The organism is Agrobacterium vaccinii, from assembly GCF_021310995.1.
GTDB lineage: Bacteria > Pseudomonadota > Alphaproteobacteria > Rhizobiales > Rhizobiaceae > Agrobacterium > Agrobacterium vaccinii.
The window spans coordinates 698,239-718,126 of sequence record NZ_CP054151.1 but is presented as its reverse complement, the minus strand read 5'-3'; the positions used below and the strand labels follow the sequence as shown (position 1 = coordinate 718,126).

The window sequence follows — 19,888 nt, the reverse complement described above, 5'->3', positions numbered from 1 at the left end:
CGACTGGCAGTCAAAAAAAACATAACGGGCGCGTCAAGTACGCGTCCTTTGCATTTGAACCATGTGGTCAGGCATTGAGCATTTTATAGCGCTCCACGACCGTTGAGAGCACCTCGTCTATGGGCCGTCCATTCCAGTCGTTAGAGAAAATCTCCACCTCCTGCGGCCCGGAGAATCCCGCCTTTTCGATCATCCGGCGGAAGCCTTTCAGGTCGATGACGCCGTCGCCCATCATGCCGCGATCATTGAGTGGGTCTTTCGTCGGCACCAGCCAGTCGCAAATGTGATGCGCCAGAATTTGGCCGTTTCGCCCAGCCCTTGCAACCTGCTCTTCAAGGTCCGGGTCCCACCACACGTGGTAGACGTCGATAGCAACGCCTGTGCCTGCACCAAGCCTGTCGCACAGATCGAGCGATTGTTTCAGCGTGTTGAAACAGGCGCGATCTGCCGCGTAAAAAGGGTGTAGAGGTTCAATCGCCAGCGGCACGCCCATTTGCCGCGCATAGGGCAACAGTTCGGCCATGCCGTCCTCCACCATCTGCCGCGCACCGGCCATGTCTTTCGAGCCAGCCGGCAAACCACCCACAACCAGTGCCAGACAATCGGCCCTCATGGCGGCTGCTTCATCCACCGCGCGCTTGTTGTCTTCGATGGCATTGCGGCGCCCTTGTTCATCGCTTGCCGGGAAGAAGCCGCCACGGCAATGGCCGCTTAAGCGAATGCCGTTCTCCTCGACAATGCGCGCAGCTTCCGAGAGGCCAATACCATGCACCTGGTCGCGCCAGGGAGAGATCGTCTTGATGCCGTGAGCAAGACAGGCATCCACCAGCGTTGCAAACGATCCACCCTGTTTGATGGTGGCGAAATTGATCGAAAGACCGTCAAGGCTCATGTCTTCTCCCCTTGTCGAAGTGTCTGGAACGTGGCGCGCGCTGCGCTTTCCTCAACGCCCAAACCTTTGGCGGCGAGAACGGTGTGCAGCGACAGTTGACCATTCTCGATTCTCAGGCGGGCACGACCCTGATGGTTGCTATAGAGATCGCCGTGGGTGGACATCCACTCGGCATTTTCAGGTCCTGATGCGCCGTGCATGCCATCCACATAGTGGTGGCCGTTGCGCTCGATGTGATCGAGACCGAGAATGGCGGCGAGTGCGAGATCCTGTTGCACGGCCATACCAGCCTGCGTCGTCAAATCTTCGGCAGACATGAAGTAACCGCCGTTGGAATTGTTATTCCATTTTTCAACGCGCATTCTATTCAGCACGGATCGATAGAAGCCTTTGCAGGATTTGGATGAAACGCCCAGATATGCCTGCTCTTTCGCCTGCAAGAAGGCATCCTGCGTGCCATCGGACTCATCAATTTCGAGCGCGATACGCTTTGCCAGTCTGTTGACGGGTTTCGACAGCGCCGCGGTGCGGATGATCGGCTGTTCCACGAAAAGCAGCTTCTGCCGCAGGCGTGTGAGGGATGGATCGGTGTCGATACGGTCCATTAGATCGATGACCGCATCCTCGTCGGCAAATTGCTCGTTGCCATCCAGCGTCACCCGGTAATCCGGCAGGGGCGCAATGACAGCCGCAATCTGTGTCAGCCGATGGGCATCCTCTTGTGGCTTGCCGGAAAGTTTCAGCTTGAAATGGCGGATGCCGTAGGCTTGGATTTCCTCACTCAGGCATTCCGGCAAGCCGTCATCCCGGCGCGGCCCCTTTATCTCGTCGGGGGTCAAAGGATCGATATAACCGACCGTATGGCGCAGATGAATGGTCTGCTGCGGGTTCAGATCACGCAGGAAGCCTGCGGTGTCGAAGCCATCGAGATCGCGCGTAGTGGAGGCATCGATTGCGGGAAGATTGGCATTGACGGCTTGGGTGATGGTCAGATCGTGCAATCGGCACAATGCATCCAGAATAGCGCGATCCACCAGCGCCAGCCCGAAGGAGGCGATCAGCCCGTTCAAGCCATCGCTGGCTGCCTGCGCATGGTGTTGCGGCTCCAGCGCGGCATGCAGGCCAAAGGCTGTCGCAGGCTTGGCCTGTCTGGCAAGTGCAACCGCCATATGGACCGAGCGGCGCAACTGATCCTCGTTGTCGGCATTGCTGAGAGCCGGGTTCTTGTCGAACCATTTCGGTACCATCAATTCAGCGGCGTAACCATCGGCGGTTCGTCCTTGCGCATCCTCGATCACCAGATGGACGAAGATTTGCGCGGCTTCCGTGACCGTCGCTGCACCGAAGCGAAACGGCATGCGCATGGACAAGCGGCGCTCGAATATAGACGCGTCTTTCACGCTCACAATGGGCGCGCCTGTCATGTCAGTGCACGCCTCTGACGCTGAGAAATGCTTTCATGCGCCGCGTGGCGTCATCCGGGTCTGCAAGCACATTTGCCTTATCGGCAAGCCGGAACAACTCTGCGAAATGCAGAGTCGAGCGCGTGCTTTCCTGTCCGCCGACCATCGTAAAATGGTCCTGCAAGCCGTTGAGATAAGCAAAGAAGACCACGCCGGTCTTGTAAAAGCGTGTCGGTGCTTTGAAGATATAGCGAGAAAGGGCGACAGTCGGCTCAAGAATATCGAAGAATTCGGTATTGCGACCCTGTTTCAAGCTGTTCAGCGCTTTGGAGGCGGCTGGTGCGATTGCGTCGAAGATGCCAAGCAGGGCATCGGAATGACCGTGTTCGTCACCAGCAATCAGCTCCGCATAGTTGAAGTCGTCACCCGTATACATGCGCACACCTGGCGGAAGACGGCGACGCATCGCGATTTCCTTTTCTTTCGACAAAAGAGAAATCTTGATGCCGTCAATCTTGTCGGCATTCCCTGAGATCATGTCCAGGCAGGTGTCCATCGCCGCCATATGGTCAAGCGCGCCCCAATAGCCCTCGAGTGCTGGGTCGAACATCTCGCCTAGCCAGTGGATGACGACCTTCTCATTGGCCTGCGCCAGCACGCGGGCATAGGTTTCCAGATAATCATCCGGTGACCTGGCGCTTGCCGCCAAAGCGCGACTGGCCATCAGGATGACCCGGCCACCTTGGCCCTGCACGAAATCCAACTGTTCCTGATAGGCATCGACAATCTGATCGAGACTATAGCCGGTGCCGGTCAGATGATCCGTGCCGACGCCGCAGGCGATCAGCGCATCATTGCGGGTCGCGGCTTCTTTCAAGGCCCTCGCGATCAGTTCCTGCGCTTGCGGCCAGCCCAGCCCCATGCCGCGCTGTGCGGTGTCCATCGCCTCGGCGACACCCAGACCCAAATCCCATAGGCGGTGTCGGAAGCGAAGGGTGCCTTCCCAGTCGATGGCCGGTGTCAGCCACGGGTCGTTGTCTGCAAAAGGATCGGCCACCACATGGGCGGCGGCAAAGGCTATGCGGTTAAAATCGCTCGCTGCCCGCTTCTCCAATGGAATGGGTGTTCCAATCAATGTGTAGCGTTCCATGGAGCGGTTAGCGCCAGGCAAGTTGAGTTCGGTCATTTCAGCCTCCTCAGACGATGGCGGGAACGTCGAGCCAGCGGCGCTCCTTCCACGATTGCAGGCCAAGCTCTGCCAGTTGCACGCCCTTGACGCCCTCCATCAGCCCATAGGGCCACGGCTCGTCGTTGGCGAGGTGCCGGACGAACATTTCCCACTGCGCCTTGAAGCCGTTGTCGTAGACGACGTTGTCGGGCACTTCCTGCCAGGTCTTGTAGAAATCGATTGTCTGCGGCTGGTCGGGGTTCCACACGGGCTTTGGCGTGTTGGTGCGGTGCTGGGTGAAGCATTTCGTCAGACCGGCGACGGCAGACCCGTGGGTGCCATCCACCTGAAACGTCACCAGATCGTCACGGCGGACACGCACCGCCCAGGATGAGTTGATGTGGGCAATGACGCCGTCTGCAAGCTCGAATGTCGCGTAGGCGGCGTCATCGGCATCGGCTTCATAGGGCTGACCCTGTTCATCAAATCGTTTGGGAATATGCGTTGTGCCGAGGCAGCTGACCGCTTTGACCTCACCGAACAGATTGTCGAGAACATAGCGCCAGTGGCAAAGCATATCCAGAATGATGCCGCCGCCGTCTTTGTGGCGGTAGTTCCATGACGGGCGTTGCGCGGCCTGCCAGTCACCCTCGAATACCCAATAGCCGAACTCGCCACGCACCGAGAGAATGTTGCCGAAAAACCCGCTGTCGCGCAGCATGGCCAGCTTGCGAAGACCGGGCAGGAACAGCTTGTCCTGCACCACGCCGTGTTTGACTCCTGAACTTTCCGCAAGCCGCGCGACCGCGAGGGCCTCTTCCATGTTGTCGGAAATCGGCTTTTCGCAATAGACGTTCTTCCCGGCCTTGATGGCCTTGGTCAGAAGGCTACCGCGCATCTGCGTGGTTCCGGCGTCGAAAAACAGCGTGTCATCGGGGTTTGCCAGGGCAGCATCGATATCGGTGGTCCAGCGCGCGACGTTGTGTTTGTGGGCGATTTCTTCGATTTTTGCGCCGTTTCGGCCAACCAGAATGGGGTCGAGCATGACCTTTTCGCCCGTCTTGAGGGTCACGCCGCCTTGATCGCGAATGGCCAGAACGGAGCGCACGAGGTGCTGGTTATATCCCATGCGGCCAGTAATGCCGTGCATGATGACGCCGATGCGTTGCATGAAACTTCCTCCCACAGGCACCCGACTCCCGGCAGGCGCAATTTTTCAGTCACGATATTTGTAACTATTTGGTTATTTGTGAAGTCGAAACTCGGTTTCTGTCAAGAAGTTTTTGGTGTAAAAAATCGCTGACACATTCACGGCGATGTATCTGCGTAAACGATCGCCGCGCGATCATATCTTCATTCTTTCGCATATGCGAAGACGCGCAGGATTGATCTTGTTCAGCAAATTGGATCAGGCGTTCAAAATGGCCGCAATGCAGCAATCACCGTGTTGACGATATGCTGGCCCCAACGTTCCAGTTCAGCCGGTGCCGCAAGGTCGCGCTGAAAGATCGTCGATAGCGTAAAACGGTTTGAGAGATAGAAGAAGCCGAGCGAGGCGATCGTCAGATAAACGTCCACGGGATCGAGCCCAGCGCGAAAGTCACCCGTAGCTTCGCCGCGCTTCAGCACATCCTTCAGCTCTGAAATGAAATTGGAATGCATTTCAGGAATGCTGGTGGATTGACGCAAGTATCTGGCTTGATTGATATTTTCTGTTGCGAGGATGCTGAGAAACTCAGGATGGTCGAGAAAATAATGCCATGTGAAGAGCGCCAGCTCCCGCAGTCCCTCGACCGGTGGTTTACGGGTCAGGTCCAGCCGGTGTTCGGCGTGGCGAATATGACGATAGGCATCTTCTAGCACCGCGAGGTAGAGCGCATCCTTGTCGCCGAAGTAGTGATAGATCATGCGCTTGTTGGTGCCTGCGCGTCTTGCCACGACATCGATACGCGCACCTGCCAGACCCTTGGCCGCGACCTCGCGACGGGCGGCTTCCAGAATCGCGGCGCGGGTTCGCTCCGGGTTGCGAGGCTGGGTCGCAGGTTTCCTGACGGTCCGCTTGGTCTTTTTTTCGGCCGTATCGTCCGTTTTATCGGAAACGGTTTTGCCGGTGTCATCCATCGTTATTGGCCGCTTGACAATAGTGTTGATCAGTGTTCCCATGTAACCAGATAGTTATAAAACAGCAAGCGCTGTTCACCACATCATTCAATTTGGCATTCAATTAGGGAGGAGTTGCCAATGTCCATGATGCTTCAGAGACGTGCCGTGCTTTCGGCGGGTCTGGCGGCTTTATCTTTGGCGACAGTGGGTGGAGGACCCGCTTTCGCACAGGCAGCACGCATTCGCCTGCTCTGGTGGGGTTCGCAGGAAAGAGCGGATCGTACCAACAAGGCCATTGCGGCTTTCAAACAGGTCAAGCCTGATCTCGATATCGCGGGGGAATTTGCTGGCTGGTCGGATTACTGGCCGCGTCTGGCAACGCAGGTCGCGGGTCGCAATGCCCCTGATCTCATCCAGATGGATTATCGCTACATCTTCGAATATGCCCGCCGCGGTGCTCTGGCGCCATTGGATGACTATCTTGGAAAGTCACTGAAAATCGAGGATTTCGGCACGCCGAATATCGATTCCGGTCGGGTGGACGGTAAACTTTACGGTATCAATCTTGGTGTGAATTCCAGTGCCGTGTTTTACGACGCCAAGGCTTGGGAGAAGACCGGCGCCAAGGCACCATCTGCGGGCCAGAGCTGGGAAGAGTTCTCCAAGAACGCAGCCGAGTTTGGCAAGAACAAGCCAAAGCCCGGTTACTATGCAACAGCCGATGCCAGCGGTGTCGAGCCGAGCTTTGAGAACTGGCTGCGCCAGAAGAACAAATCGCTGTTCGCCGAAGGCGGCGGCCTGGGTTATGACGCCAAGGATGCGGGTGAGTGGTTTGCCATGTGGGCGGCCATGCGTGAGGCCGGGGCCTGTGTGCCCGCCGACATTCAGGCGCTCGATCAGCTCAATATCGAAAGCAACGCGCTGACCACGGGCAAGGCTGCGACCGCTTTTGCCCACTCCAACCAGTTCGTCGGCTATCAGGCCATCAACAAAGCCAAGCTTTCGATCACGTCCTATCCGAAGGTCTCGGCAGACAGTCCGTCCGGTCATTATCTCAAGCCATCGATGCTGATGAGTGTCGCCAATGGCAGTGCGGGCATTGAGGCGGCGGTGGATTTCATCAACTTCCTCGTGGCCGTGCCTGAAGGCGTTGACATTCTGGGCGTCGAGCGCGGCGTTCCGGCGTCTGAATCGATGCGCAATCAACTCAGCCCCAAGCTCAACGAGGTCAGCAAGGCGATGGTCGATTATATCGCCGAAATCACGCCTGGCGTCGGAGCCTTGCCACCATCACCACCGCCAGGTGCTGGTGAGTTTGCCTTCGTACTCAAGCGGACCTCGGAAGAGGTTGGTTTCGGCAGAATGACGCCGGAGCAGGGCGGCAAACAGCTGGTGACCGAAGCGGAAACAGTTATCAAGCGGAAGTAACGAACCATGGCGTTTCGATCCGACACGATGACGGGGGAGGGCCGCTCGACGGCTCCTCCTCCGCAGGGTGCACTGCGCAAGATGTTCGACCGGAACGTCCACGCCTATGTCTTTCTTCTGCCCTGGCTGATCGGCTTTTTCGGGCTGACGCTTGGTCCCGCGCTGGCGTCGCTCTATCTGTCCTTCACCAATTACGATTTGCTGCAATCGCCAGACTGGGTCGGCGCATCCAACTATGTCCGCATCGCCACTGCTGATCCCAAGTTTGCAGCGGCGATGAAGGTGACGTTTACCTATGTCATCCTATCCGTGCCGCTGAAGCTGATCTTTGCTTTGATGGTGGCGATGGCGTTCAATCGCGGTATCAAGGGGCTGACGCTTTACCGCGCGGTGTTCTACCTTCCGTCGCTGCTTGGATCGAGCGTCGCCATCGCCGTTCTGTGGCGCCAGCTATTCGCCTCGGATGGTCTCGTCAACATGGTGCTCTGGCAGGCCTTCGGCTATGAAGGGCCGAGCTGGATATCGAACCCGAACTATTCCATCTACACATTGGTAATACTGTCTATCTGGCAGTTCGGTTCGCCGATGATCATCTTCCTTGCCGGTCTGCGGCAGATACCGCAGGACATGTATGAGGCAGCTGAGATGGATGGCGCTGGCAAAATGCGGCAGTTCTTCCGCATCACCCTTCCGCTGCTGACGCCGGTCATTTTCTTCAATGCCGTCATCCAGACCATAGATGCCTTCAAGGCTTTCACGCCTGCCTTCATCATCTCGGAAGGCTCCGGTGGGCCGATCAACTCGACGCTGTTCTACACGCTCTACCTCTATCAGGAGGCGTTCGGCTTCTTCCGCATGGGATATGCCTCGGCGCTGGCGTGGATACTGGTCGTCATCATCTCGCTGTTCACGGCCTTTTCCTTCCTGAGCGCACGCTATTGGGTGCATTACGATGACTGATGCCGTCACCTCACTTCGCCCCAGTCAGGCCGTTCAGCGCCCTCTATGGAAATCCATCCTGCTGCATGCGGCGCTAATCGCTGCCTCCATCGCCATGATGTATCCGATCCTGTGGATGATCTCCGGCTCCTTCAGGCCGCAGGACGAGTTGTTCGGTTCATCGTCTCTCATCCCCTCGTCGGTCGATCTTGGCGGCTATATCAGAGGCTGGACGGGGCTTCAGGTCTCGTTTGGAAAGTTCTTCTGGAACTCGTTCTTCATCGCGGTTCTCGCAACCATCGGCAATGTGGTCGGGTGTTCGCTGGCAGCATTTGCCTTTGCACGGCTTCGCTTCGGGGGTCGCAATTTCTGGTTCGCGCTGATGCTGGGCACCTTGATGCTGCCCTACCATGTGGTGCTGATCCCACAATATATCCTGTTTCTGGAGCTGGGCTGGGTGAACACCTCGCTGCCGCTCATCGTGCCCAAATATCTGGCCACCGACGCGTTCTTCATCTTCCTGATGGTGCAGTTCTTCCGTGGCATTCCCCGCGAACTGGATGAGGCGGCGGTGATGGACGGGTGCAGCCCCTTCCGCATCTACTGGAAAATCATGCTGCCGCTGTCATCGCCGGTGCTGGCGACGGCTGCGATTTTTTCCTTCATCTGGACCTGGGACGATTTCTTCGGGCCGCTGATCTATCTCAACGATATCAACACCTACACCGTGCAGCTGGGGCTTCGCTCTTTCGTGGACAGTACCGGCAGTTCGGACTGGACGGCGTTGTTTGCCATGTCCAACCTGTCCCTCATTCCCGTTTTTCTTTTCTTCCTCTTCTTCCAGCGTCTTCTCATCGAAGGCATCGCCACCACAGGCATGAAACGCTGAAACATCAAGGCATGGCTATGAAACCCGTTCGCTTCGCAACAATCGGTATCAACCACAATCACATCTACGGACAGACGACCTGCCTTTTGAATGCAGGCGCGGAGTTCGTCGGTTTCCATGCGGTGGAGGACGATCTCTCCAAAGCCTATGGCGAGACGTTTCCCTCGGCCCTGCGTGTGGATGACAAGCGGCGCTTCCTGGAAGACGACAGCATCGATCTCATCATCACCGCGGCTGTCCCCGGAGATCGTTCAGCCATAGCAATCGAAGCTATGCGCGCCGGAAAAGACGTCATGACCGACAAGCCGGGCATGATCAGCCTTGAACAGCTTGCCGAAGTAAAGCAGGTTCAGGCTGAGACAGGCCGCATTTTCTCTATCATGTATTCGGAGCATTTCGAGACCCGATCCACCGTCAAGGCGGGAGAACTCATTGCGGCAGGCGCTATCGGGAAAGTGGTGTCAACGGTGGGTCTCGGACCGCATCGCCTGCGCGCGCCGACACGGGCCGAGTGGTTCTTCAAACGTGAGCGATACGGCGGCATTCTCACGGATATTGCTTCGCATCAATGCGAACAATTCCTGTTCTTCACCGGCGCGCAGGAGGCAACGATCCGCTCTGCCACCGTGTCCAATCGCGCACACCCCCAATGGCCCGGCCTGCAGGACAGTGGCGATATTCACCTCTCGACCAAGGAAGCGGATGGCTACATCCGCGTCGACTGGTTCACGCCGGATGGCCTGCCCACCTGGGGTGACGGACGCCTGTTCATCACCGGCACGGAGGGCACGATAGAGCTTCGGAAATACGTCGATATCGCAGGTCGGGAAGGGAAAGATCATCTGTTCCTGACCGACAAGAACGGCGTGCAGCACATTGATTGCGCAGATGTCCTATTGCCCTATGGTCCGCAGCTTCTGGAAGATATCCGCAGCCGCACCGAGACGGCCATGCCGCAGGCGCGCTGCTTTGCAGCCATGGAGATTGCACTCAAAGCTCAGCAGATTGCGGAGGGTCATCACCATGGCTAAACGCTACAGGGTCGGCCTCATCGGTTGCGGCATCGGCAGCTCGCATATCTCAGAAGGCTATGCGATGCATCCAGACAAATACGAGGTCGTGGCCCTTTGCGATCTCGATGAAGTGCGCCTGAAGGCGGTGGCGGATGAGTTCAACGTCGAGCGTCGCCTAACCTCGACTGACGAGCTGATGGCGATGGAGGATATCGACATCATCGATATCTGCACGCCGCCCGCCATTCACACCAGACTCATTCTTCAGGGGCTAGCGACCGGAAAGCACGTGGTCTGCGAAAAGCCGCTGACAGGTTCCCTGTCGGAGCTTGACGAGGTGGTTGCAGCCGAAAAGGTCGCCAAGGGCAAATTGATGCCGATCTACCAGTATCGCTACGGCGACGGTGTTCAGCAGGCGCGCCGCATCATCGAAAGTGGTCTGGCTGGCACGCCTTACGTGGCAACCGCAGAGACCCTTTGGAAGCGGGATGCCGCCTATTACGACAATCCATGGCGTGGTCGCTGGGCAACCGAACTCGGCGGTGTGCTGATGACCCATGCGATCCATCTGCACGACATGCTGACCTATCTGATGGGGCCAATCGACCGCGTCTTTGCCCGCACCGCAACACGCGTCAACCCCATCGAGGTGGAAGACTGCGTCTCGGCTAGTCTTCTGATGAAGAGCGGCGCGCTGGTCGCGGTATCGACGACGCTGGGGTCTCAGGAGGAGATCAGCCGTTTGCGGCTGTCGTTCGAAAATGTAACGATGGAGAGCAACCATTCGGCCTATTCACCGGGTGATGGACCCTGGCGTTTCATTCCCGCCAGCGAGGAGATCGGCAGGAAGATCGACGCGCTGCTGAGCGATATGCCAACTGTTGGCCGCAGGTTTAACGGGCAGATGGAGGCATTCTACCACGCATTGGAGAACGGCGATACGCCACCGGTGACCACGGCCGATGCGCGGGGTTCGCTGGAGCTTCTCGCGGCAATCTATCATTCCAACGATATCAATGCGGACGTTGCCCTGCCGATCACCCAGGGGCATCCGAAATATATCAGCTGGCGTCCCTGAGACCGTCGGAGGAACCTATGGCAAGCAGCATTACCCTTCAAAAGATCGTCAAGCGTTTCGGCGCCTTTCCCGTGGTTCACGGTATCGACTTGCAGATAGAGCCGGGCGAATTCACCGTCTTCGTCGGCCCCTCCGGCTGTGGCAAATCCACCCTGCTGCGGATGATTGCCGGGCTGGAAGAAATATCGGATGGTGATCTGATTATCGATGGCGCGCGCGTCAATGAAATGGCGGCTTCCAAGCGCGGCATCGCCATGGTGTTCCAGTCCTACGCATTGTATCCGCATATGAGCGTCTACAAGAACCTCGCATTTGGGCTGGAAACGGCAGGCTACAAGAAGTCGGAAATAGAGACGCGTGTGGCCAAAGCCGCCGATGTGCTGCAAATCGGCCCGCTTCTGCAACGCAAGCCGAAGGCGTTGTCGGGCGGGCAGCGTCAGCGCGTGGCCATCGGGCGTGCCATCGTTCGCGAGCCGAAAATCTTCCTGTTCGATGAGCCGCTATCCAACCTCGATGCCGAGCTGCGTGTCCAGATGCGCGTGGAAATCGCCAAGCTTCATCAGACACTTGGCAGCACCATGATTTATGTTACGCATGATCAGGTGGAAGCCATGACCATGGCCGACAAGATCGTCGTGCTGCGCGAAGGTCGCATCATGCAGGTTGGTCGTCCGCTCGATCTGTACAACCACCCTGCCAACCAGTTCGTCGCCGGGTTCATCGGCTCACCGAAAATGAATTTTCTGGCAGCAAAACTCGTGGTGTCCGACACGTCCCGCCGCACCATCGAGATTGCCGGACAGCAGATCGTTCTCGAAAGGCCGCTGGAGGCCGAGAATGGCGAGGCGCTGACCTTTGGCATCCGCCCGGAGCATATTCAGCCGCATGTGCAATTGGCCAGTCTGGGGGAGGGCAATATCCAGCTGGTGGAACATCTGGGTGGATCGACGGTCATCTACACCAATACCGCTGACGGCCAACCCGTGACCGTCGTGCTGGAAGGGCAGAAACAGTTGCGCATGGGCGAAAAGGTGTCTCTATCTTTCGATCTGGCCAACGCGCATATTTTCGGCGCGGATGGCCGAAGGGTCTGAGATTGAAAAGCGGCTCTACCAGCCGCCCGCATCAGGATAATCCGGCTATGCCGAGATCTCTGAACTCGCCACTATCGATGAAGGTTTCGAGCATGGCGCGATAGGGCGTAGTGTCGATGCCGTTCTTGGCCAGCCAGTCGGGATTGTAATAGGTTGCGGCGTAACGGTCTCCGCTGTCGCAGATAAGCGAAACCAGAGAGCCCTCTTTGCCCTCCTTCATCATCGCCGCGGCAATCCAGCATAGGCCGAAGAAATTCGTGCCGGTCGATCCGCCAACACGGCGAAACAGTCTTTCGGAGAGAACGTGCATCGCCGCGATGGAGGCCGCGTCCGGTATCTTGATCATGTGGTCGATGACGCCGGGGATGAAAGACGGTTCCACCCGTGGTCGGCCCACGCCTTCGATGCGCGATGGTGTCGGGCAGGTCACGTTGCGGTCGCCGGACATATAGGACGCGTAAAAGGCGGAATGTTCGACATCCACGACGCATAGTCGTGTGCGCAGGTTTCTGTAGCGGATGAAGCGGCCAATGGTGGCGGAGGTGCCGCCGGTGCCGGCATTCATCACCACCCATTCGGGTTCGGGATGCTCTTCGCTCTTCATCTGCTCGAAGATGGAATCGGCGATATTGTTGTTGCCGCGCCAGTCCGTTGCGCGTTCGGCATAGGTGAACTGGTCGAGATAATGACCGCCAGCTTCCGCCGCCAGCCGTTCCGCCACGGTGTAGACCTCTGAAGGCTTGTCCACGAAATGGCACTTTCCACCAAAGCGCTCGATGGCCTCCACCTTCTGCGGGCTGGTGGAATGCGGCATGACCGCGATGAATGGCAGATCGAGAAGATGGGCGAAGTAGGCCTCGCTGACGGCGGTTGAGCCGGACGATGCCTCGACCAGCGTCGTGCCCTGAGCAATCTTGCCGTTGCAAATCCCGTACAAAAACAGGGAGCGCGCCAGCCTGTGCTTGAGGCTGCCGGTAGGATGTGTCGACTCGTCCTTCAGATAGATCGAGATGCCACGCAGGCCTTTGAACACCGGTTTGACCAGATGCGTGTCCGCCGACCGGCGTCCATCACCCTGGAGAATACCAATTGCGCGCCTTGCCCAATCACGGTTTGTGCATTCCGGCAAAGGTGTCAGCGGTGGGGCAGCGAGACATTCCGACGTCATGCCACGCTCCTCCTGATCGCAAGTGAAATCCACAGGGGTCTGTAACAGGTGTGACTAAAGCGGATCACGACGTTTTATCTCTTTCCGGGCGACTTGATGGAATATCCTTCTATAATTTCGTCATATATTGGAAAGTATCGGTCGCCAAGTCAAAAATTCTTCGAAAATCTGTTTCTACAGCTGGCCGCCTAGTTCATCTTCGATATGCGCCTGAATGATCTCATCGAAGGAGGTCTCGGCTGTGAAGCCCAGTGCCTTTGCGCGTGTCGCTTCAAAGCCGGGTGCCCAGCCAGCCACCATGTTCATGATCATCTCATCCGGCTCCCTGCGGATCAGGGCCACGGCCTTTTCGCCTCCTACGCGGCGCAATGCTTCGATTTGTTCGCCCACAGTGGCGCTAAGGCCCGGCATGGAGAGCGCCCGGCGTGGTCCGACCCTGTCAAGATCGATGATCGCGCCGTGCAGCAAAAAGCCGACGGCGGAGCGTGGCGATGTGTGCCAATGGCGCACGTCTTCAGACACGGGCAAAACTGCTTCCTGACCGACCAGAGGTTCACGCAAAATGTTGGAGAAGAAACCGGAGGCGGCCTTGTTTGGCTTGCCGGGGCGGATGCAGATGGTTGGCAAGCGGATGGCAATGCCATCAAAAAAGCCGCGACGGCTGTAGTCGGATAGGAGCAGTTCGCAGATGGCCTTTTGCGTGCCGTAACTGGTCAGCGGTGTCGTGTGGTAATCGTCCGCGATGGGATAGGGCAGCGGTGCACCGAAGACGGCAATGGACGATGTGAAGACGACGCGGGGCTTGTAGCCATCTTCACCATGGGCCAGACGAATGGCGTCAAACAGGTAGCGGGTGCCATCCAGATTGATGCGGTAGCCCTTGTCGAAATCCTGCTCCGCTTCGCCAGAGACGATGGCCGCCAGATGAAAGATAACGTCGGGCCGTGTCGCAATCAGCGCCTCGGCCTCACCCGGTGCCGAAAGATCGGCCTCTCTTGCATCGACGACGCCTGTGAAACCCTGCGGTCCCTCTGGCGCAACGACGTCAACCAGTGTCATCCGCTCAACGGCTTTGCCGCCCAGTTGCCCGTCGCTGGAGAGCTTCGCCGCCAGTTTTCTGCCGACCATCCCCGCCGCGCCAATAATCAGAATATGCATCGCTTTTTCTCCTCCGCAACATAGCCGTGACGCGCTTTTAGGCATCGCCACCCGGCTTAAAATTCCTATTGTAAGGTTGTCTGATAACCTTATATTGGCATTTTGAAAACAGAGATTTGATCCATCAAGACAAAAAATGAGCTGGTGGATTGCGCGAAAGGTGGGACGATGAGTGTTGGTGTCATGGATAAATCGGCGCATTTGCAGACATCTCTCATCGCAGCTCTCGGCAACGATGTCGTTCTGACCAACCCGGCACAAATGGAACGTTTCTGCCGTGACTGGCATGGCGATGTGACGAGCAATGCCCTTGCCGTTCTGCGCCCACGCTCGACGCAGGATGTCAGTGATGCCATCCGCACCTGCGGGGCGCTGGGGCTTTCGATCATTCCGCAGGGCGGCAATACCGGCCTCGTGCTGGGCGCTATTCCCGATCAACCCGAAACGCAAATCGTGCTTAGCCTTGAGCGTATGAACACGATCAGAAATATCGATGCCGACGATTTTTCGGCGGTGGTCGAGGCGGGCTGCGTCCTCTCCGAGGTCAAGGACCGGATTGCTGAAATGGGCATGTTTTTCCCGCTAGCTCTGGGTGCACAGGGGTCGTGCCGCATCGGCGGCAACGTCGCCACCAATGCTGGCGGCATCAATGTCCTGCGCTATGGCATGACACGGGAGCTGGTTCTGGGTCTGGAAGTCGTCTTGCCGGATGGCACGATTTTCAACGGCCTTTCCACGCTGCGCAAGGACAATCGCGGCATCGATCTGAAGCAAATCTTCATCGGCTCCGAGGGAACGCTTGGCATCATCACGGCGGTCTCGATCAAGCTGACGCCGTTGCCGGACCAGGTCGAGACGGCTCTTTTGGGCCTAAACTCGCTCGGTGATGTCATCAAGCTATACCGCCGCGCCCGGCGCGACTGCTGCGACCTGATGTCTGCGTTTGAATTCATGCCACCGGTTGCGCTGACGCTTGCGAAGGAAGCGCTGCCCGATCTGCCCATGCCGATGGCTGGTGACTATCCCGCCTATGTGCTGATGGAGATATCCGGTTCCGGGCTGGTCGATATACCGGATTTGATGCAACGGTTCCTGACCGGCGTCATGGAGGACGGGTTGGTGGTGGATGGCGTTATTGCCGTCTCGCAGGCGCAGGCCCGCAATCTCTGGCTCATTCGCGAAGGCATGAACGAGGGTCAGGCGAAGCGCGGACCACATATGCGCACGGACATTTCCGTACCGCTGTCGCGCCTGGCCGATTTTGTGGCTGATGCCGAGCGGGCCGTGTCAGAGGCTTTGCCGCAGTGTCTCAGCGTGTCCTATGGACACGTGGGGGATGGCAATGTGCATCTGAACGTGCTGCCTCCGAGCGGCGTTGGCAGGCAGGAGACCGACGCGATGATCTATGAGGCCAAAACCGTGGTGAATGCGGTTGTCGATCGCTACAGCGGCAGCATCAGCGCTGAACACGGCATTGGTCGTCTCAAACGTGCGGATTTCGAGGCAAGGCTGGCACCCGCCCACCGCGCACTTCTGGGCGCGCTGAAACAGGCCATTGATCCCGCCATGGTAATGAACCCCGGCTGCCAATTGAATTTCACCCGCAGTTCATAGAATAGTCTGGCAACATCAAAGGACGGACCGATTGCATGACGGCGGATTTTGGCCAGTTAAAACGTAGCGAACATCTTCCGGCGCGCATTGCGGGGCATATCGGCAAGGAGATTGCCGAAGGACGGATCGTGCCGGGAGACCGGCTGCCGACCGAACATATCCTTGCCAAGACGTTCGGCGTCAGTCGCTCTGTCGTGCGCGAAGCCATTGCAGAGTTGCGCAATGAAGGGTTGGTCGAGACCCGGCAGGGCATCGGCGCCTTCGTGACCGAGGCCACGGGTCGTGGCTCCATCCGAATCGAGCAAACCGCGCTATATGACCGCGAGAGCTTTCGTAGTCTGTTCCAGCTGCGCATGCCGCTGGAAATCGAGGCCGCAGGCCTTGCCGCCGTTCACCACGATGACGATGATCTGAAGAAGCTGGATGAGGCACTAGCGCTGATGACGGGTGCTGCGAAGTGGACGGGGGAGGGCATCGTCGCCGATCTCGCCTTCCACCGCGCCCTGGCGGCGGCAACGCATAACGAATATTTTCCGCTGTTCATCGGCTTTATCGCAGAGCGCATCAGTCTGGCAATCAATGCCGCGCGCGCCACTGCCATTCTCGAAGAGATCGTGGAAATCACCATTGCGGAACATGTGGCGATCCGAGATGCGGTCGTGACGCGCGATCCGGTCAAGGCGCGCCTGGCCATGCGCCACCACCTGATGGGCGCTGCCGGGCGGGTCGATCTGACGATGGAAGTTTACTGACGCTTAACTTTTCCACAGCCTGCATACGGTTTTACTGAGTTTTGCACGCTGGACATGATGGAAAAGTCATATTAGAGATTTTGAGGGAGCATTGTCAGACATCCTGACAATAGGGCAAGCACTGCTGGAGGGCAGAGCCTGTCGGAAATGTGGAGGACAAACCTGTGAATTCCGAACGTGTATTGCGCGCAGAATCCATTCTGCCCGAGGATGCCGCCAATGCTCTCTTGGTCGGGCGCGTCTGGTCCAATGCCAGCGATGGCCCATGCCCGGTGCTGATTTCCGGCGGGCGCGTTCTGGACCTGACAAGCGTTGCTGCCACCATGTCCGCCCTTCTGGAAATCGAAAATCTCGGCTCCCTCTTGAAGCAGACACAAGGGCTTGCGGACCTTGGTGATGTGGAAAGTTTTCTCTCTGGCGAAGCAGGAAGAATTCTGGCGCCGATCGATTTGCAGGCCGTGAAGGCCGCAGGCGTGACCTTTGCAGACAGCATGCTGGAACGCGTGATCGAGGAGCAGGCCAAGGGCGATCCACGCCGCGCGCAGGACATTCGCGCTAAGCTCGCTCCCGTTCTGGGCGATAGTCTGCGTGGTCTGGTTGCCGGTTCCGAGCAGGCCGCGTCCGTGAAAAAGCTTTTGCAGGATATGGGTCTCTGGTCGCAATATCTCGAAGTCGGCATCGGTCCCGATGCGGAAATCTTCACGAAGGCCCAGCCGATGTCGTCGGTCGGATGCGGCGATCTGGTCGGCATCCATCCTATTTCGCAATGGAACAACCCTGAGCCGGAGGTCGTGCTCGTCCTGCGTTCCGACGGTACGGTTGTTGGTGCCAGCCTCGGCAATGATGTCAACTTGCGCGATGTCGAGGGGCGTTCGGCACTGTTGCTGGGCAAGGCCAAGGACAATAATGCGTCCTGCTCCATCGGCCCCTTTATCCGCCTCTTCGACGATGGTTTTACGATGGACGACCTGCGCCGCGTCCGCGTGGCACTTCGCGTCAATGGCGAAGATGGTTTCGAAATGACCGGCGAAAGCCCGATGGAGGCCATCAGCCGTTCTCCCGAGAGCCTTGCCGCCCAACTGCGCAACCGCAATCACCAATATCCCGACGGTGCCGTCCTGTTTCTCGGCACCATGTTCGCCCCGGTCAAGGATCGTCGCGGTGCGGGCGAGGGTTTCACCCACGAGGTCGGTGACCGGGTGGAAATCTCCACGGCCAAACTGGGTCGGCTGGTCAACTGGGTCGAGCGAACGGATGCCTGTCCGGAATGGACGTTCGGCGTCGGTTCGCTGATCCGCAACCTTGCCGGTCGCGGCCTTTTGGGAAAGATCTGAGCCATGCAAAGAGCGATCGATCTGTTTTACCGCTTCCTCGAACTTCTGCTGATCCTGCTGCTATCTGGCATGGCGATCATGGTTTTCGTCAACGTCGTCATGCGCTACGGCTTCAACTCCGGCCTCAATGTCTCTGAGGAAATGTCGCGCTATTTCTTCGTCTGGCTGACCTTTATCGGCGCCGTCGTCGCTTTCCGCGAACACAGCCATCTCGGCATCGAAACGCTGGTCATGTTTCTATCGCGACGTGGCCGCATCATCTGCATGGTCCTGTCCAATCTGGTGATCATCACCTGTTCTGCCATTTTCTTCTGGGGAACGTGGAAGCAGTTTCCGATCAATGCCAGCATGGCGGCTCCCGTCACCGGCATGTCGATGATCTGGGTCTACGGCATCGGCCTGTTTACGGGCGCGGGCATGGTGCTGATTGCACTGGAACGTTTGATCCGCCTTGTCACAGGACGCGTGACGGATGAAGAAATATCCGCCTTTGCAGGTGAAAACCTGACCCTTGAGCAGTTGGCGGAGCGGACCTGATGACACTTCTTGTCTTTATCGCATCGCTGCTGGGCGCAATGGTCATCGGCGTGCCCGTCGCCTTCGCGCTAATGTTCTGTGGTGTCATTCTCATGTGGTTCATGGGCATGTTCAATACGCAGATCATCGCGCAAAACATGATTGCGGGTGCCGATACCTTCACACTTCTGGCCATTCCCTTCTTCATTCTCGCAGGTGAACTGATGAATTCCGGCGGCCTGTCGCGCCGCATCATCGATTTCGCCATCGCTTGCGTCGGCCACATCAGGGGTGGCCTCGGCATCGTTGCCATTCTGGCTGCCATCATCATGGCCAGCATCTCGGGCTCTGCTGCCGCCGATACGGCAGCGCTCGCCGCCATCCTGCTGCCGATGATGGCGAAGGCCGGGTATAATGTGCCGCGTGCCGGTGGTCTGATTGCCGCCGGTGGCATCATCGCTCCGGTCATTCCGCCGTCCATGGCCTTCATCGTTTTCGGCGTGGCAGCCAACGTGTCGATCACCCAGCTCTTCATGGCGGGTATCGTGCCCGGCATTCTGATGGGCCTGTCGCTGGTTGTTGCTTGGTTGATCGTCGTTCGCAAGGACAATGTGCAGCCCTTGCCGAAAGCGCCGATGTCAGAACGTCTCAACGCAACCGGTCGTGCCGCGTGGGCGCTGGGCATGCCTGTCATCATTCTCGGTGGCATCAAGGCGGGCGTCGTCACGCCAACGGAAGCGGCGGTCATTGCTGCCGCCTATGCCATGTTCGTCGGCATGGTCATCTACCGCGAGCTCAAGCCTCGCGACCTGCCGCGTGTCATTTTGCAGGCGGCCAAGACCACCTCGGTCATAATGTTCCTGGTGTGCGCTGCGCTTGTCTCCGCATGGCTTATCACCGCCGCTAATATTCCCGCAGAGATCGCAGGTTATATCGAGCCGCTGATCGACCGGCCCATGCTGCTGATGTTCGTGATCATGATCCTCGTTCTGGTCGTCGGCACGGCTTTGGATCTAACACCGACGATCCTTATTCTGACGCCGGTACTGATGCCGATCATCAAGCAGGCTGGCATTGACCCCGTCTATTTCGGTGTCATGTTCATCATGAACAATTGTATCGGCTTGATCACGCCGCCGGTCGGCGTGGTGCTCAATGTCGTCAGTGGCGTCGGGCGCATTCCGCTCGGCAAGGTCACCATCGGGGTGTGGCCGTTCCTTCTGGCGCAAACCATCGTGCTGTTCCTGCTGGTCATATTCCCTGACATCGTGCTCGTGCCTGCCCGCTGGCTGCGATAGCAGCCGGCACTTAACCGTCGTTTTCAATCATCCTGGGAGGA

Annotated in this window: 18 protein-coding genes; 11 read left to right on the top strand and 7 right to left on the bottom strand. The window is 58.0% G+C overall.

The annotated features are described in order from the left end of the window. Positions 1 to 67: 67 nt before the first annotated feature. From HRR99_RS18355 to HRR99_RS18335, 5 genes are all read right to left on the bottom strand, one after another. Entirely contained in the window at positions 68 to 892 is an 825-nt protein-coding gene (locus tag HRR99_RS18355; RefSeq protein WP_233124240.1) for a sugar phosphate isomerase/epimerase family protein, read from the bottom strand. After that, positions 889 to 2,316, bottom strand: coding sequence for an enolase-like domain-containing protein (locus tag HRR99_RS18350; protein WP_233124239.1), 1,428 nt, complete (start codon positions 2,314 to 2,316; stop codon positions 889 to 891). Before HRR99_RS18350 ends, HRR99_RS18355 begins: the two co-directional genes overlap by 4 nt. Before the next feature lies 1 nt (position 2,317). Further along, a complete protein-coding gene (locus HRR99_RS18345; protein WP_233124238.1) occupies positions 2,318 to 3,481 on the bottom strand; it encodes a dihydrodipicolinate synthase family protein in 1,164 nt (387 codons plus the stop codon). A 10-nt stretch (positions 3,482 to 3,491) separates the two neighbouring features. Further along, entirely contained in the window at positions 3,492 to 4,634 is a 1,143-nt protein-coding gene (locus tag HRR99_RS18340) for a Gfo/Idh/MocA family protein (protein ID WP_233124237.1), read from the bottom strand. 245 nt (positions 4,635 to 4,879) lie between these two features. Then, complete coding sequence (locus HRR99_RS18335) at positions 4,880 to 5,584, bottom strand: TetR/AcrR family transcriptional regulator (protein WP_233124236.1); 705 nt, start codon at positions 5,582 to 5,584, stop codon at positions 4,880 to 4,882. Positions 5,585 to 5,704: 120 nt separating this feature from the next. Between HRR99_RS18335 and HRR99_RS18330 the strand changes: the two genes are divergently transcribed. The 6 genes from HRR99_RS18330 to HRR99_RS18305 all read left to right on the top strand — a co-directional run bounded on the left by HRR99_RS18330 (position 5,705) and on the right by HRR99_RS18305 (position 12,007). Beyond that, positions 5,705 to 6,994 (top strand): ABC transporter substrate-binding protein, encoded by a 1,290-nt coding sequence (locus HRR99_RS18330; protein ID WP_233124235.1) that lies wholly within the window; start codon positions 5,705 to 5,707, stop codon positions 6,992 to 6,994. An 81-nt stretch (positions 6,995 to 7,075) separates the two neighbouring features. Beyond that, positions 7,076 to 7,954 carry a carbohydrate ABC transporter permease gene (locus HRR99_RS18325; protein ID WP_422387365.1) on the top strand — a complete coding sequence of 293 codons (879 nt, stop codon included), beginning with the start codon at positions 7,076 to 7,078 and terminating at the stop codon, positions 7,952 to 7,954. Next, positions 7,947 to 8,822, top strand: a complete 876-nt coding sequence (locus tag HRR99_RS18320) for a carbohydrate ABC transporter permease (protein ID WP_233124234.1) — start codon at positions 7,947 to 7,949, stop codon at positions 8,820 to 8,822. Before HRR99_RS18325 ends, HRR99_RS18320 begins: the two co-directional genes overlap by 8 nt. Positions 8,823 to 8,839: 17 nt before the next feature. Next, entirely contained in the window at positions 8,840 to 9,853 is a 1,014-nt protein-coding gene (locus HRR99_RS18315; protein WP_233124966.1) for a Gfo/Idh/MocA family protein, read from the top strand. Next, positions 9,846 to 10,913, top strand: a complete 1,068-nt coding sequence (locus HRR99_RS18310; protein ID WP_233124233.1) for a Gfo/Idh/MocA family protein — start codon at positions 9,846 to 9,848, stop codon at positions 10,911 to 10,913. The genes HRR99_RS18315 and HRR99_RS18310 overlap by 8 nt, the downstream gene beginning before the upstream one ends. Positions 10,914 to 10,930: 17 nt before the next feature. Beyond that, positions 10,931 to 12,007 (top strand): ABC transporter ATP-binding protein, encoded by a 1,077-nt coding sequence (locus HRR99_RS18305; RefSeq protein WP_233124232.1) that lies wholly within the window; start codon positions 10,931 to 10,933, stop codon positions 12,005 to 12,007. 31 nt (positions 12,008 to 12,038) lie between these two features. On the opposite strand, the gene HRR99_RS18300 is transcribed toward HRR99_RS18305, so the two are convergent. Both HRR99_RS18300 and denD read right to left on the bottom strand, forming a co-directional pair. Then, positions 12,039 to 13,175, bottom strand: a complete 1,137-nt coding sequence (locus HRR99_RS18300; protein WP_233124230.1) for a PLP-dependent cysteine synthase family protein — start codon at positions 13,173 to 13,175, stop codon at positions 12,039 to 12,041. 174 nt (positions 13,176 to 13,349) lie between these two features. Continuing rightward, on the bottom strand, positions 13,350 to 14,333 hold the full coding sequence (denD, locus tag HRR99_RS18295; RefSeq protein WP_233124228.1) for a D-erythronate dehydrogenase: 984 nt from the start codon (positions 14,331 to 14,333) through the stop codon (positions 13,350 to 13,352). 168 nt (positions 14,334 to 14,501) lie between these two features. Here denD and HRR99_RS18290 point away from each other — a divergent pair, with 168 nt between their 5' ends. The 5 genes from HRR99_RS18290 (at position 14,502) to HRR99_RS18270 (ending at position 19,847) form a co-directional block, all read left to right on the top strand. Further along, positions 14,502 to 15,947 carry an FAD-binding oxidoreductase gene (locus HRR99_RS18290; RefSeq protein ID WP_233124226.1) on the top strand — a complete coding sequence of 482 codons (1,446 nt, stop codon included), beginning with the start codon at positions 14,502 to 14,504 and terminating at the stop codon, positions 15,945 to 15,947. A 35-nt stretch (positions 15,948 to 15,982) separates the two neighbouring features. Then, on the top strand, positions 15,983 to 16,699 hold the full coding sequence (locus HRR99_RS18285) for a FadR/GntR family transcriptional regulator (protein ID WP_233124225.1): 717 nt from the start codon (positions 15,983 to 15,985) through the stop codon (positions 16,697 to 16,699). Between the two features lie 164 nt (positions 16,700 to 16,863). Then, a complete protein-coding gene (locus HRR99_RS18280; protein ID WP_233124223.1) occupies positions 16,864 to 18,033 on the top strand; it encodes a fumarylacetoacetate hydrolase family protein in 1,170 nt (389 codons plus the stop codon). 3 nt (positions 18,034 to 18,036) lie between these two features. Next, a complete protein-coding gene (locus tag HRR99_RS18275; protein ID WP_112498162.1) occupies positions 18,037 to 18,570 on the top strand; it encodes a TRAP transporter small permease in 534 nt (177 codons plus the stop codon). After that, positions 18,570 to 19,847 (top strand): TRAP transporter large permease, encoded by a 1,278-nt coding sequence (locus tag HRR99_RS18270; protein ID WP_111841128.1) that lies wholly within the window; start codon positions 18,570 to 18,572, stop codon positions 19,845 to 19,847. Before HRR99_RS18275 ends, HRR99_RS18270 begins: the two co-directional genes overlap by 1 nt. The last annotated feature ends 41 nt before the right edge of the window (positions 19,848 to 19,888 follow it).

Bases quoted from the DNA above. Each gene is read 5' to 3' on its own strand.
- HRR99_RS18345 (WP_233124238.1), bottom strand. From the start codon at position 3,481: ATGACCGAACTCAACTTGCCTGGCGCTAACCGCTCCATGGAACGCTAC.
- HRR99_RS18320 (WP_233124234.1), top strand. From the start codon at position 7,947: ATGACTGATGCCGTCACCTCACTTCGCCCCAGTCAGGCCGTTCAGCGC.
- HRR99_RS18330 (WP_233124235.1), top strand. From the start codon at position 5,705: ATGTCCATGATGCTTCAGAGACGTGCCGTGCTTTCGGCGGGTCTGGCG.
- HRR99_RS18300 (WP_233124230.1), bottom strand. From the start codon at position 13,175: ATGACGTCGGAATGTCTCGCTGCCCCACCGCTGACACCTTTGCCGGAA.
- HRR99_RS18350 (WP_233124239.1), bottom strand. From the start codon at position 2,316: ATGACAGGCGCGCCCATTGTGAGCGTGAAAGACGCGTCTATATTCGAG.
- HRR99_RS18285 (WP_233124225.1), top strand. From the start codon at position 15,983: ATGACGGCGGATTTTGGCCAGTTAAAACGTAGCGAACATCTTCCGGCG.
- HRR99_RS18325 (WP_422387365.1), top strand. From the start codon at position 7,076: ATGTTCGACCGGAACGTCCACGCCTATGTCTTTCTTCTGCCCTGGCTG.
- HRR99_RS18340 (WP_233124237.1), bottom strand. From the start codon at position 4,634: ATGCAACGCATCGGCGTCATCATGCACGGCATTACTGGCCGCATGGGA.
- HRR99_RS18270 (WP_111841128.1), top strand. From the start codon at position 18,570: ATGACACTTCTTGTCTTTATCGCATCGCTGCTGGGCGCAATGGTCATC.
- HRR99_RS18315 (WP_233124966.1), top strand. From the start codon at position 8,840: ATGAAACCCGTTCGCTTCGCAACAATCGGTATCAACCACAATCACATC.
- HRR99_RS18335 (WP_233124236.1), bottom strand. From the start codon at position 5,584: ATGGATGACACCGGCAAAACCGTTTCCGATAAAACGGACGATACGGCC.
- HRR99_RS18305 (WP_233124232.1), top strand. From the start codon at position 10,931: ATGGCAAGCAGCATTACCCTTCAAAAGATCGTCAAGCGTTTCGGCGCC.
- denD (WP_233124228.1), bottom strand. From the start codon at position 14,333: ATGCATATTCTGATTATTGGCGCGGCGGGGATGGTCGGCAGAAAACTG.
- HRR99_RS18355 (WP_233124240.1), bottom strand. From the start codon at position 892: ATGAGCCTTGACGGTCTTTCGATCAATTTCGCCACCATCAAACAGGGT.
- HRR99_RS18310 (WP_233124233.1), top strand. From the start codon at position 9,846: ATGGCTAAACGCTACAGGGTCGGCCTCATCGGTTGCGGCATCGGCAGC.
- HRR99_RS18275 (WP_112498162.1), top strand. From the start codon at position 18,037: ATGCAAAGAGCGATCGATCTGTTTTACCGCTTCCTCGAACTTCTGCTG.
- HRR99_RS18290 (WP_233124226.1), top strand. From the start codon at position 14,502: ATGAGTGTTGGTGTCATGGATAAATCGGCGCATTTGCAGACATCTCTC.